This is a genomic window from Enterococcus sp. DIV0806c, assembly GCF_051710905.1.
GTDB classification, from domain to species: Bacteria; Bacillota; Bacilli; order Lactobacillales; family Enterococcaceae; genus Enterococcus_B; species Enterococcus_B mundtii.
This window is the reverse complement of record NZ_JBIOLO010000001.1, coordinates 3,129,030-3,143,191: the sequence shown is the minus strand read 5'-3', so window position 1 is coordinate 3,143,191 and position 14,162 is coordinate 3,129,030. Positions and strand designations below refer to the sequence as shown.

9 protein-coding genes are annotated in these 14,162 nt (G+C 40.8%); 5 read left to right on the top strand and 4 right to left on the bottom strand.

The annotated features are described in order from the left end of the window. Window positions 1–78 precede the first annotated feature (78 nt). A complete protein-coding gene (gene rpoC / locus IGK77_RS14505; protein ID WP_019722521.1) occupies window positions 79–3,732 on the top strand; it encodes a DNA-directed RNA polymerase subunit beta' in 3,654 nt (1,217 codons plus the stop codon). Between the two features lie 287 nt (window positions 3,733–4,019). Beyond that, a complete protein-coding gene (msrA, locus tag IGK77_RS14500) occupies window positions 4,020–4,544 on the top strand; it encodes a peptide-methionine (S)-S-oxide reductase MsrA (RefSeq protein ID WP_074800986.1) in 525 nt (174 codons plus the stop codon). Window positions 4,545–4,635: 91 nt separating this feature from the next. On the opposite strand, the gene IGK77_RS14495 is transcribed toward msrA, so the two are convergent. Continuing rightward, entirely contained in the window at window positions 4,636–5,310 is a 675-nt protein-coding gene (locus IGK77_RS14495) for a prepilin peptidase (protein ID WP_071867570.1), read from the bottom strand. Window positions 5,311–5,366: 56 nt separating this feature from the next. On the opposite strand from IGK77_RS14495, the gene IGK77_RS14490 reads away from it, so the two are divergent. From IGK77_RS14490 to IGK77_RS14480, 3 genes are all read left to right on the top strand, one after another. Beyond that, the gene (locus IGK77_RS14490; RefSeq protein ID WP_074801024.1) at window positions 5,367–6,920 is read left to right on the top strand and encodes a gluconokinase; all 1,554 of its coding nucleotides are present in this window, start codon (window positions 5,367–5,369) and stop codon (window positions 6,918–6,920) included. A gap of 166 nt (window positions 6,921–7,086) precedes the next feature. Then, the gene (locus IGK77_RS14485) at window positions 7,087–7,554 is read left to right on the top strand and encodes a Dps family protein (protein ID WP_062805959.1); all 468 of its coding nucleotides are present in this window, start codon (window positions 7,087–7,089) and stop codon (window positions 7,552–7,554) included. Window positions 7,555–7,694: 140 nt separating this feature from the next. Further along, window positions 7,695–9,521 (top strand): EndoU domain-containing protein, encoded by a 1,827-nt coding sequence (locus tag IGK77_RS14480; RefSeq protein WP_256209295.1) that lies wholly within the window; start codon window positions 7,695–7,697, stop codon window positions 9,519–9,521. A gap of 513 nt (window positions 9,522–10,034) precedes the next feature. On the opposite strand, the gene IGK77_RS14475 is transcribed toward IGK77_RS14480, so the two are convergent. The 3 genes from IGK77_RS14475 to IGK77_RS14465 form a co-directional block, all read right to left on the bottom strand. Continuing rightward, window positions 10,035–11,018, bottom strand: a complete 984-nt coding sequence (locus tag IGK77_RS14475; RefSeq protein ID WP_074800984.1) for a hypothetical protein — start codon at window positions 11,016–11,018, stop codon at window positions 10,035–10,037. A gap of 156 nt (window positions 11,019–11,174) precedes the next feature. Continuing rightward, entirely contained in the window at window positions 11,175–12,560 is a 1,386-nt protein-coding gene (argH, locus tag IGK77_RS14470) for an argininosuccinate lyase (RefSeq protein WP_074800982.1), read from the bottom strand. 101 nt (window positions 12,561–12,661) lie between these two features. Next, a complete protein-coding gene (locus IGK77_RS14465) occupies window positions 12,662–13,873 on the bottom strand; it encodes an argininosuccinate synthase (RefSeq protein WP_074800980.1) in 1,212 nt (403 codons plus the stop codon). Window positions 13,874–14,162 lie beyond the last annotated feature (289 nt).

The following is a 14,162-nucleotide window of genomic DNA, read 5'->3' as shown; positions in this document are numbered from 1 at the left end:
CGGTCTGAGATACTGTGAGGCGGTCGAAGATCAGCCGCCTTACGGTTTTGCCATTAAACGAAATGGAGGGAACCCCTTTTGATCGATGTAAATAAATTCGAAAGTATGCAAATAGGTTTGGCTTCTCCCGAAAAAATCAGAAGCTGGTCTTACGGTGAAGTAAAAAAACCTGAGACGATTAACTATCGTACCTTAAAACCTGAGCGCGAAGGGTTGTTCTGTGAGCGGATTTTTGGTCCTACAAAAGACTGGGAATGTGCCTGCGGAAAATATAAACGTATCCGTTATAAAGGAATCGTTTGTGATCGCTGCGGTGTGGAAGTGACTCGTTCAAAAGTTCGTCGTGAACGTATGGGTCATATCGAATTAGCAGCACCTGTTTCACATATCTGGTATTTCAAAGGTATTCCTTCTCGTATGGGTCTTGTATTAGACATGAGCCCACGCGCATTAGAAGAAATCATTTACTTTGCCTCATATGTTGTCATTGAACCAGGAAACACAAGCTTAGAGAAAAAACAATTGTTGACTGAACGCGAATACCGCGAAAAACGTGAACAATATGGACAAGAATTCCAAGCAGCAATGGGCGCGGAAGCAATCAAACAATTACTTGATAACGTTGATTTGGATGGCGAAGCGGCTGAGTTGAAAGAAGAGTTGAAATCTGCACAAGGACAAAAACGTACACGCGCGATCCGTCGTTTGGACATTTTAGAAGCATTCCGTGCTTCTGGCAATGAACCAAGCTGGATGGTCATGGACGTTATCCCTGTCATCCCACCAGATCTACGACCAATGGTCCAATTAGAAGGTGGACGTTTTGCAACAAGTGACTTGAACGATCTATATCGTCGTGTGATCAACCGTAACAATCGTTTGAAACGTTTGTTAGACTTGAATGCACCAGGAATCATCGTTCAAAATGAAAAACGGATGTTACAAGAAGCGGTAGATGCGTTGATCGATAACGGTCGTCGTGGCCGTCCTGTTACAGGACCAGGTAACCGCCCATTGAAATCTCTTTCTCATATGTTGAAAGGGAAACAAGGTCGTTTCCGTCAAAACTTACTTGGTAAACGTGTCGACTACTCTGGTCGTTCAGTTATCGTCGTAGGTCCTTTCTTGAAAATGTACCAATGTGGATTACCAAAAGAAATGGCGATCGAATTGTTCAAACCATTCGTGATGCGCGAATTAGTTCAACGTGAACTTGCTTCAAACATCAAAAATGCGAAACGCAAAATCGAACGTCAAGAAGATGAAGTTTGGGATGTCTTAGAAGACGTCATTAAAGAACATCCAGTTCTATTGAACCGGGCACCTACGCTTCACAGATTAGGTATCCAAGCATTTGAACCAGTTCTTGTCCAAGGTCGTGCGATCCGTTTGCATCCATTGGTATGTGAAGCATACAATGCCGATTTCGATGGAGACCAAATGGCCGTTCACGTACCGTTGAACGAAGAAGCACAAGCAGAAGCACGTATGCTGATGTTAGCTGCTCAAAACATCTTGAATCCAAAAGATGGTAAACCAGTTGTTACACCTTCTCAGGATATGGTTTTAGGAAACTACTACCTAACAATGGAAGAAGAAGGTCGTGAAGGCGAAGGAATGGTCTTTAGAGACCAAAACGAAGCAGTCATCGCATGGCGTAATGGCTACGTTCATTTACATTCACGTATTGGTGTGAACCCAACGACATTAGGGGACAAACCATTTACAGAATGGCAGAAAGAACGCACGATGATCACGACTGTTGGTAAGATCATCTTCAACGAGATCATGCCACCAGAATTCCCTTACTTGAATGAACCAACTGACTTCAACTTGACTGTCCAAACACCGGACAAATACTTTGTTGAAGCTGGAACAGATATTCCTGCTCACATCAAAGAACAAGAACTAGTTTTACCATTCAAGAAGAAAAACTTAGGAAACATCATCGCCGAAGTCTTCAAACGTTTCAAAGTAACTGAAACATCTAAGATGCTTGACCGTATGAAAGACTTAGGATACAAACATTCAACACATGCAGGTATCACTGTAGGGATTGCCGACATCAGTGTCTTGAATGAAAAACAAGTGATCATTGACGAAGCACATAAACAAGTAGAGTCGATCACGAAGCAATTCCGTCGTGGTTTGATCACTGACGACGAGCGTTATGAACGAGTAATCGCTGTTTGGAACTCTGCGAAAGACAGCATCCAACAAAAACTGATGGAAGGTTTGGAAGCGAAAAACCCAATCTTCATGATGTCAGATTCTGGTGCCCGTGGTAACATCTCCAACTTTACTCAGCTTGCTGGTATGCGTGGATTGATGGCCGCACCGAATGGACGTATCATGGAATTGCCGATCATTTCGAACTTCCGCGAAGGACTTTCTGTCTTGGAAATGTTTATCTCAACTCACGGGGCTCGTAAAGGAATGACCGATACAGCCTTGAAGACAGCCGATTCTGGTTACTTGACACGTCGTTTAGTTGACGTTGCCCAAGATGTCATCATTCGTGAAGAAGATTGTGGCACTGACCGCGGTCTTGAGATCCAAGCAATCCGTGAAGGAAATGAAATCATCGAATCTCTTGAAGATCGTTTGATTGGACGTTACACTCGTAAAGAAGTTCGTCATCCTGAAACCAACGAAATGATCATCGCCGGAAATCAATTGATCTCTGAAGATGTTGCAAAACAAATCGTTGATGCAGGTGTTGAAACTGTAACGATCCGTTCGGTCTTCACATGTAACACAAAACATGGTGTCTGCAAACATTGTTACGGACGTAACTTGGCAACTGGTTCTGACGTTGAAGTCGGAGAAGCAGTTGGTACGATCGCCGCTCAATCAATCGGTGAACCAGGTACTCAGTTAACAATGCGTACGTTCCATACGGGTGGGGTTGCCGGAGATGATATCACTCAAGGTCTTCCTCGTGTCCAAGAAATCTTTGAAGCACGTAATCCGAAAGGGCAAGCAGTGATCACTGAAGTAACAGGGGATGTCATCGATATCTCTGAAGATCCTGCTACACGTACCAAAGAAGTAACAATCAAAGGGAAAACAGATACACGTACGTATACAGTGCCTTACACTGCACGTATGAAAGTCGCTGAAGGCGATATGATCCATCGTGGTGCACCATTGACAGAAGGATCAATCGATCCAAAACAATTGTTGCAAGTACGTGACGTTCTATCTGTTGAAAACTATCTATTACGTGAAGTACAACGCGTTTACCGTATGCAAGGGGTAGAAATCGGCGACAAACATATCGAAGTAATGGTTCGCCAAATGCTTCGTAAAGTGCGCGTCATGGACCCAGGCGATACAGAAATCTTGCCAGGTACACTGTTAGATATCGCAGACTTCAAAGACCAAAACTACAATACGTTAGTTGCTGGTGGCGTTCCTGCGACATCTCGTCCAGTCTTGCTAGGTATCACAAAAGCATCATTAGAAACAAACAGCTTCTTATCAGCTGCATCCTTCCAAGAAACAACTCGTGTCTTGACTGATGCTGCGATCCGAGGCAAAAAAGATCCACTTCTTGGTTTGAAAGAAAATGTTATCATCGGTAAGATCATTCCAGCTGGTACTGGTATGCCACGTTACCGCAACATGGAACCAAAAGAAGTTGGCGTTGCAAGTGAAAACGTGTATAGCATTTCTGACATCGAAGCACAAATGGCTGCTGAAGATGCGATGAACGAGCAAACACGATAAACCATGAGTTCACATAAAGAAGGTCAAGTTCCTGTTTGAGGGACTTGACCTTTTTTTTGTGGATAAACTAGAATCAAGAAAGTAAAAGGGATCTGTGGATAAAAGAAATGGCAATAGATATCCACAGGGGATAATTATTATGTGTACCAAAATTTATCCACAAGTTTTCAAATAATAAAAGAAAAACAATAAAAATAGGCTAAAAATACCGGTAGGGGGTAAAACAAGCATATTACTATTTATTTCAATGAAAACGAGTATGATAAAACCAAAGGAGCTGATAAGAAATGGCAGTGAAAAAAGCTGTATTTGCAGGTGGCTGTTTTTGGTGTATGGTCAAACCGTTTGAAACACAATCAGGTATCCTCTCCGTTACTTCCGGTTATACTGGAGGACATGTACCAAATCCAACCTACGAACAAGTGACGACTGGAACAACAGGTCATACTGAAGCGGTAGAAATCGAATATGATCCTGAAATCATCACCTATGCACAATTGGTCGAGATTTATTGGCAACAGACCGATCCGACAGATGCTTTAGGGCAGTTTGCTGATCGTGGGGACTCTTATCGTCCGGTCATTTATTATAGTGATGAAGCAGAACGTGAAGCCGCAGAAAACTCAAAACAACAGTTACAAGCAAGTGGCCGTTTCGATCAACCGATCGTCACAAAGATCGAACCTCGTACGACCTTTTATCCCGCAGAGGAGTATCATCAAGATTACTACAAGAAAAACAAGATCCATTATCAGTTGTATCGTGAAGGCTCTGGTCGGGCGGGATTCCTTAGAAAAAACTGGAAAGACTAGCAGTATAAGTTACTAGAAAATATGAATTTTAAGTAATAAGAAAAGAGGAAGGTCGGACATTTTGTTCTAGATGCTTCTTCTTTTTTGTGTACTAGCGGAAATAGAGGACCAACCATAAGGCAATACTCAGAAAAGGAACAAAAGGGAGATGCTTTCTTTTCTTATGGAGTAAAGCAGTGACACAAAAATAACTTAAACCAAGACAACTGGCGATAAACATAAGCATGAGAAAATGTGTGGAGGCTAACCCACCACTCCAACTAAGTAAGAGTAACGTATCACCTGCCCCTAAATAAGCTTGCCCATAACGCAGCAAACCGTAACTGATCAAGCCGAACGCAAAGCTGGTTTCTAAGTGAAACTGCTCAGTCAGCACCCAGTAGGCCCATAAGAAAGTCCATGAGAAGTAAAGAATGCGAGTGTCGATCGCAAGGTAAAAAATATCCATCAACGAAAATAAAAAAGCAGTGAATAGCCAAATCAAATGAACTGTATCTGGCGAATAGCATCCTGCATACATAAATAGCGTACCGCTGATCAACTCGGCCAGTGGATACATGGGTGAAAGTTTGGTCTGACAAGAGCGGCAACGAAATCGTTGCATGAGGATCGAAAGTAATGGAATCAACTCATACCAACGCAATGTTTGGTGACAGTTGACACAATGTGAACGAGGGGAAATAATAGAAAGGTCTTGAGGAACGCGTTGTGCGACCAAGCACAAAAAAGAACCAAAGCAACAACCAATGATAAAATAAAGAAACATCAGACCAACCTCCTTTTGATTAAGATACGCAAAAAAGGAGAAGAGAGGTGGAAAAAATAATGATTGCAGTCGGGGTCGATATCGGTACTACGCAAACGAAAGCAGTTGCATTCAATGAACAAGCAGAAGAAGTAGCTACAGCCTACTTTCATTACCCGCTGATCCAAGAAATCCAAGGGATGGCTGAACAAGATCAGGAAGTGATCGTCCATGCAGTGTATACGGTCATCAATGAAGTGATCCAACAATTGCCAGCACAGACAATCCAATTCATTTCATTTTCAACAGCCATGCACAGCTTGATTTTATTAGATAAAAATAAAAAACCTTTAACTCGTATGTTTACTTGGGCAGACACTCGTGCTGTCAATGAAGCAGAAAAATTAAAAGCAACTAAAAAAGGTCGAGTGATCTATGAACGAACGGGTACGCCGATCCATCCAATGTCGCCACTGATCAAAATCAATTGGTTGAAAAACGAATTTCCTGATTTATTTGAGCAAGCGGCTTATTTTGTAGGGATCAAAGACTATCTTTTTTATGAGCTGTTTGCTGAATTAGTCAGTGATTATAGTACTGCTTCTGGCACAGGGTACTTCGATATCCACCGGTTCCAATGGTCAGAGCCTATTCTTGAAGAGTTAGGGATACAAGAAGAGCAATTACCGAGAGTAGCACCTGCGACTACCCAGTTCACGAAATTAACAGAACAAGCTCGTACGAGATTTCATTTTGATCAAGAAATTCCATTTATTTTAGGTGGAGCCGATGGGCCATTATCCAATTTAGGCTTAGGTGCATTTGGTGAGACGACGGCAGCGCTGACTGTCGGTACCAGTGGCGCATTACGATTTATTTCGAATCGCCCAAAGCTCCATCCAACAATGGAAACCTTTTGTTACGTTTTGGATCAAACACACTGGGTCATCGGAGGAGCAACAAGTAATGGCGCAGGGATCTTTGATTGGGCGGTCCATACATTGATGCAAGATGTCGTTCAACGAGCTAAGGAACAAGGAGAAGATCCGTATCAAGCAGTCCTTTCAGAAATCGCTTTTGTCCCGCCTGGCGCCAATGGGCTGATTTTTCAACCGTATTTATTGGGTGAACGAGCACCTTTGTGGGATGCGGAGGCATTTGGAAGTTTTATTGGTCTGCAACGATGGCATACAGAAAAAGACATGATGCGAGCGGTCCTGGAAGGGGTTTGTTTTAATCTCAAACGAATTTTGCGAGGTATCTGTCCACCCGATCAAGTGATTGAGTTACGTGCAACTGGTGGCTTTGCTCAATCAGTGTTATTTCGGCAGATCATGGCAGATGTATTGGGACAACCTATCCGTTTTCCAAAAGTTAAAGAAGCCTCAGCGTTAGGGGCAGTCATATTAGGTTGGCAGAGTCAGGGCAGAATCGAAACATTAGGTGAAGCTTCCGCATATATTGAATTAGCACAACAAGTGGCTGTTCAGAAAAAAGCCAGCCGCATATACAACAAAATATATCCTTTGTTTGTTTCGACACAACAAGAATTAAGCCGCTATTCTCAGTTATTTGCGGAACTACGAGAGGATCTATCAATAGAGATGATAGATGAAGAAGGCGAATCGTAAATGATGACATTAGTTATATTTTCTATTTGGTTGGCGGATTTTTTGCTATTTAAAAAAAGCATTACTCTGGGGATGAAAATCGTTCTCATCTAAAGGATTTTAGTGTACTTTTCCCTCAAAGTTTACTATGATTTTAATATAGGCAAATGCGAGGAGGCAGAATTACATGAAATTTCAACAAACAAAAGAAGTATTGAATCAATTAGTAGCAGATTTAAGCCAAATGTCGGTGATCGTCCACCAAACTCATTGGTATATGAGAGGTCCTGGATTCTTGACATTGCATCCAATGATGGACAGCTTCATGGACGACTTGAATGAACAATTAGATGAAATCTCAGAACGTTTGATCACATTAGATGGTTCACCTTATTCAACGTTACGTGAATTTGCAGACAACACAAAAATCCCTGATGAAGTTGGTCGTTGGGATCGCACGATGGAAGAACGTTTAGAAACATTAGTCGCAGGTTACCGCTATTTAGCAGATCTTTTCCAAAAAGGAATTGAAGCTGCTGGTGAAGAAGGCGACGATCCAACACAAGATATCTTCATTGATTTTAAAGCAGCAACAGAAAAACGCATCTGGATGATACAAGCACATCTAGGTAAAGCACCAGGAATTGACGCATAAACAAGCGAATCACAACTATAAGAGACACCCTGTTGACACACATCCTTTGAGACGTGTTTCGACAGGGTGTTATTTTTTCTATTAATTACAGCAGAAATTTATTTTCTGAGAATGGGAAAAAGAAATGGTTCTCGTTGTTGATGGTTGTAATGTTGTTGTCGTCGGTTTTCCAACCGACACTCTTAGCCTTTGCGAGTGATCGATCCTTCAAAGAAGCGATCTCGCGTCCGGCTGAAACGATTGATTTAAGTGGTACGTCGCAGGCAAAAGAGGAGAAATCGTGGAGCGAATGGGCAACACTCCGAGGCTTCACCGACACCCTGACTGCCGAACATAAAGTGCTTGATAATTTAGTCTTAGCGGACTATTTGGATCTGATGGAAGGACCAAGTACGTTACCCCTCAGTACTCGGTTTTCTCGTTCAAAAATTGCACCGATCATCCAAGCCGTCGCTTTTGCGGAATTTACTCGACCTTACTTAAAAGAATCTAGCCAAGAAACAGCAGTCAGCCAATTGTACCGTTTGACTTCGACAAGTATCCTAAGGCAGTCGATGAGCTTACTCGATGATGCGATTGATTCCCCAGAAAACCCGATTGACATTTACCCGACAACAAAAATCGAGCTGGCTAGTTGGATTACAGTCCAAAATCAGTTTCTCGAATACATAGAAACGACCCCCGACTTATCTGGATATGAGATGCGAACTGGTACAGACGGTGTGAGCAGATTATTCGTGCCGAAAAGCACAAACAATCAAAGTCTGTTAGTTTATCCAGATACTTCACTGAATGAATACTTACCGGGCAATGAAAAATTACCTCCGCGGATCGGCGCCCTGAAACAAATCAATTTTTCTCCATATAATGGTCCAGGAACGCCCTATGTCAATGTGACCATGAGCTATACCGCCTATGATCATCGTCAACAATTATATACACAATATGATGTTCATGGCATCACGATTCCTTTAGAAACGGATTTCGACACATTTTTAGCAGAAATTTCCACACCTGAAAAAGCTCTGGAAGTGGTCAAAGAATACTCGTCCGTCCAATTTGGGGCAGTCGCACCAACAGATGTTGACTCCGTCAATGAAACCGGAAAAGAAATCACGCGTCAGATGATCGATGAACGGAATGCGCTGATTGATCAATTACCTGATACGTTTCAGACTAATCTATTCCGGATTGCAGCGAAAGCCAATGAAAAAGAAGTTGTCATTGATCGGGAAGGTGAGTTTGTGTATCGGGGAACGCAAGAAATTGTTCCCTTAGACCAAATCGACATCGGCTTTAACCAAGAAGTCATCTATACGATACGCAAAGTGCAAAGCTTTTTCGGTGTCTATTGCAACTACTATGCGTTAGCCGATGGCTTGTTTGATGAAGAACGCACGAATTCTTTGCCAAAGAGTTTAGATGACACCACTATTGCAGCGATTTCTGAAGTCGGTGGTAGTTTATTGAAGCACTTACCAAATTACGAAAATACCGACTGGGTCATCAAGCAGTCCCAATTGAAGCTCGAACCAGTGGATATCTTGCTCATCGCCATGTGCTTACCATGGTCTGAAATGATTTCTGTCTTACAAGCAGTTGAATCCGAAGAAGTTATCCTAGCAGCAATTGAAGTCGAAGAAGCCGAAGCCGCTCGCGTATTGGAAGCGGAAAAGGCTCTAATCACCAAAGGCTGTCCAAATGAAGCCTTGGTAGAGAAGTTACCAACCACCGAATACTATAACCGTAAAGCCTTGCGACATGTGGCGGGAGAGGGAAGACCGGGGAAAGATGGAAAATTGACTATATCAGGTGCTCATTCGCGACATCCTGATTTTTATAATCCGGAAAGTGGGGTAGTTTATAAACCGACAGGAACGGTGGTGGAAGGAAAACCTTTTAAATCCGATGTGAGTTATGGGAAAGATTTCAAGAGAGCAGGATCTACCGTTTTTCCAGATAACTAGGATGCAGAAAAAATTACTAGTGAGGTTGAAAGGATTGTAGAGAAAAATGTCACAAATGTTCCAGGTCCACAAGATTATATTGAAAAGGAAAGCAGTGGTAATTTTGAAATAAAAATACATGTGAATGTAAAAGCAAATGGAAAGGTAAACGTTGTGACAGCGTATCCAATTATAAATTAGAGTTAAGAGATTAGAAAATATTTATAATTTACAACAAAATAATAAAGACTAATAACTCTAAAAAAAATTGAGTTATTAGTCTTTTTCAGATAATTTAGAACTGTTCACACTTAAATAATTTTTTTGTGTATTTATGGTACCTACTATATAAAATATTAAGGCTATTATAGAAAGCTTAATCTAGAGGGTTTTTAGCAAATTTTTAAACGAAAATAAAAAAATATTTTGTGAAATAATTAAATTAAGTCTATAGATAAGGTATTATTTTTTTACAAGAGTCTTTCTGTCATTTTTTTGTAATTGACTGAGCATTAAGTACACCCTTTTGAATATTCAGGAGTGGATTTGTCGTAGCCCGCGTTCTTTGGAATCAAGGGCTTCAGATTGGAATTTTTCAGTGGAATAATGATCACGCCAGTAATATAGATTATGTAACTGATATTGATGAATAATAGCTAAAGTAGGGTTATTCAATCGCTCTCTTAAATCAAGATAATCAATATTCAACATCCATTTACTGTAAAAATCTCCATATATACCAAAGCTTATGTTATAGGGAGAACAACCAAATAGAGGAATATCTTCATAGCAAATCTCATATTCTTCCTCCGATAGACCACGTCTATCGTCGTCTAGGTCGTCTTCCTCTGGATCATAAGGATACTCAGCAAGAAAATATCCATCACTTGGACCAAAATCAATAAATGAATCATCATGGGTCACAGTTAGTCGAGAATCTAATTGATTTAACTGAGTTTCTAGAAATTCCGTATTCTTTTCTACAGCGGCCAAAGGTCGATGCTTAGGGTCAGTGAAGGTGATTAGTCGACTACTTTTTCTACCTTCACCGATCATCTGTGAAGTTCTTTGATAATGAGATGCGATTGTTTGTTGGAATTGTTCTTCTGGAAATAAATCCTTCCAGTAAGATAAGTTTTTTGCTTGATAAGTGTGAATAACAGTTAATATCAAATCGTCAATTGCTTGTAGCGTTTTTCGATCCGAATGATTTACTTTTCCGTAATGTTCATCAATTTGTTCGTCATAAGGTGTAAAACAATAGAGCGTATAAAATTGATATTTCAATCGATACTCCGAATACACAAAATGTTCCATCGGATGATTTGGCACACGAGGATCCCAGTAAATCGACGAAAGTTGTGGAAAGACCTCTGGACCATAATCAATAAAGTTATCATTATGTATCAAAGTCAAATCTGGATCGATTGCATGAAATTTTTGTGTAAGTTCTTCTGTCATTTTTTTGATCTCTGCTTGTGGTCGACGGTTGGGATCGACAAAGGGGAAGAAATGCATAATAGTTTTTCCTTTCTGTATGAAAAAGTTTTTTAAACTAAAGTATGACATGTTTATTCTTGAAAGATTGAACTTTTTTTACATATTTTTGAAAAATGTAAACTAAAAAAGAACATCTTGAGACAACGTGTGGAAACATTGTCGCAAGATGTTCTTTTAGTTCTTGTCTATTTTCAACTGATGTAGTGCTTGTTCAATTTGTCTTTCTACTTGGTCAAAACCTGTACCACCTAATGAATTGCGACGTTTTACGGCAGTTTCCGGAAGTAAGGTGTCGTAAATATCGGCTTTGATCAGCGGGCTGATTGCTTGGAATTCTGTTAGTGGGATGTCTTGTAATGAACAACCTTGTTGTGTACATTGTAAGACGAGTTTGCCGACAATTTCATGTGCCTGACGGAAAGGTAAACCTTTTGCTGCTAAATAATCAGCTAATTCAGTCGCATTAGAGAAGTCTTTTTGTGTGGCCGCATACATTCGGGCTTTGTTCACTTCCATGGTTTTGACCATGCCTTCCATGATCGAGAGACTAGCTAAAATCGTTTCGCTCGTATCGAACATGCCTTCTTTATCCTCTTGGAAATCTTTGTTATAGGCTAAGGGCAAGCCCTTCATCAACGTGAGTAAACCAAATAAATTGCCATACACACGACCTGTTTTTCCACGAATCAATTCTGCCATATCTGGGTTTTTCTTTTGGGGCATGATCGAACTGCCTGTTGAAAAAGTATCTGAAAGTTCAACATATTGACATTCATAACTACACCAAAAAATGATTTCTTCGCAAAAACGAGACAAGTGCATCATCAATAATGAAGCATTACTTAAAAACTCTAGAATAAAATCACGATCACTGACGGCATCAAGACTGTTTGCATAGACAGCAGAAAAGCCTAATTCAGACGCGGTGAATGAACGATCGATAGGGAATGTCGTACCTGCTAATGCCGCACTGCCTAATGGGGAAATATCGATTCGTTTCAGGCTTTCTGTGAAGCGTTCATGGTCACGAGTAAACATCTGATAGTACGCTAAGAGATGATGGCCAAAGGAAATCGGTTGGGCGTGTTGCAGATGAGTATATCCTGGCATGATCGTAGCCGTATGCTCCGCTGCTTTTTCCACGAACGTTTGGCGCAACGAATGAAGTTTGTCGATCAGTTCAAGTACCGTTTCTTTTAGATACAAGTGCATGTCTGTTGCGACTTGGTCATTACGGCTACGAGCAGTATGTAGTTTCCCGGCAACAGGTCCGATTTCCTCATGCAGGCATTTTTCAATATTCAAGTGGATGTCTTCATTTTCCACCGAAAAATGCAAAGTGCCATTCGTTAAGCGTGTTTGCAGTTTTTCCAAACCAGTGATGATCTGTTGCGCTTCTTCCTCGGACAAAATCCCAGTATGGACCAACATTTTCACATGAGCGAGACTACCTAAAATATCTTGTTCAGCTAATTTTTGATCAAAGGAGATCGAGGCGCCGAATGCATCGATCCATTGTTCACTTTTTCCTTGAAACCGTCCACCCCAAAGTTTATCCATGTGATTCCTCCTATGTTTTGAATGAAAGAAAAGAAGGTAAAAGGTCCTGTTTGAGTTCGCACTCAGCTTTTACCTTACTTTTCTTTTGATTGCTTTACTCGCTACTCTGATCCTACGGCTGTTTGTTGCTTCGTTTGAACTTCCGCATAGACTTTCGATGGCAGACCCCAAAGCTTGATAAAACCGACAGCAGCTTGTTGATCGAAGGTATCCGCTGAAGTATACGTTGCTAGTTCTTCGTTATACAGACTATTGGCTGATTTACGTCCTTCAACGATGACATTTCCTTTGAAAAGTTTGACGCGGACCGTCCCATTGACTGCAGTCTGGGTTGCTTTCAAGAAAGAGATCAACGCATCGGTCAATGGATTGAACCAGAGACCATCATAAATCATTTGGCTCAACTGTTGCTCGATCATTGGTTTGAAATGTGCTAATTCACGAACGAAGGTCAAATCTTCCAGCTCTTTGTGTGCCTGCATCAAAGTGATCGCTCCAGGGCATTCATACACTTCCCGCGATTTGATCCCTACCAGACGATTCTCCACATGATCAATCCGTCCGATTCCATGCTTGCCGGCTAATTGATTCAAAGATAAGATCAATTCGGATAAAGGTAAACTTTCTTGATTCAAAACAACTGGTACGCCTTGTTCAAAAGTGAGTTCAATAATATCCGGCTGATCTGGTGTATACTCTAAGGCTGTCGTAATATCATAAGCACCTGCTGGCGGAGTCGCCCAAGGGTCCTCTAACACACCACACTCACAAGCACGTCCCCACAAGTTTTGGTCGATAGAATATGGATTCTCCAAATCTGCTGGGATCGGCACATCATTTTCTTTCGCATAGGCGATTTCTTCTTCTCGAGACCATTGCCATTGACGAACCGGTGCAATGATTTTCATTTCAGGTGCCAAGGCATTGATTGTTACTTCAAAACGAACTTGGTCATTGCCTTTTCCTGTACAGCCATGAGCAATCGTCGTTGCACCAGATTTTCGAGCTAATTCCACTAATTTTTTTGCGATCAAGGGGCGAGAAAGCGCAGAAACCAGTGGGTAAGACTGCTCGTAAAACGTATGACCTTGTAGCGCGATCAATGCAAATTCTTGAGCAAATTCCTCTTTGGCATCGATGGCATAAGACGCAATTGCGCCAACTTGAAGTGCTTTTTCTTTAATAAAAGCTGTATCTTTGCCTTCACCGATATCTAGGCAACAAGCAATCACCTCATAATCTTTTGCCAACCATTTGATTGCAACAGAGGTATCTAATCCACCTGAGTAAGCCAATATAATTTTTTCTTTCATAAAATCGCCCCTTTATTTTTAAGTGTTTTCAAAATAGATGTTTCAAATGATAACACCATAAAAATAAAAAAGCAATCAATAAATTTAATAAATATACATAAAAATAAATAAAATGAAAATAATATTCAAAAATAATGTAAATACACAACTTTTTATACAAAGTGGATTTCTTAGTCTAAAAGAAACTAAAACGATGAAAAGATAAAAATGAAAAGGAAATTAAATTTTTCAGAAGCACAGAAAAACGTTGACATTATCTGTATTTGCAGGTAATATGTTAAATGGTATT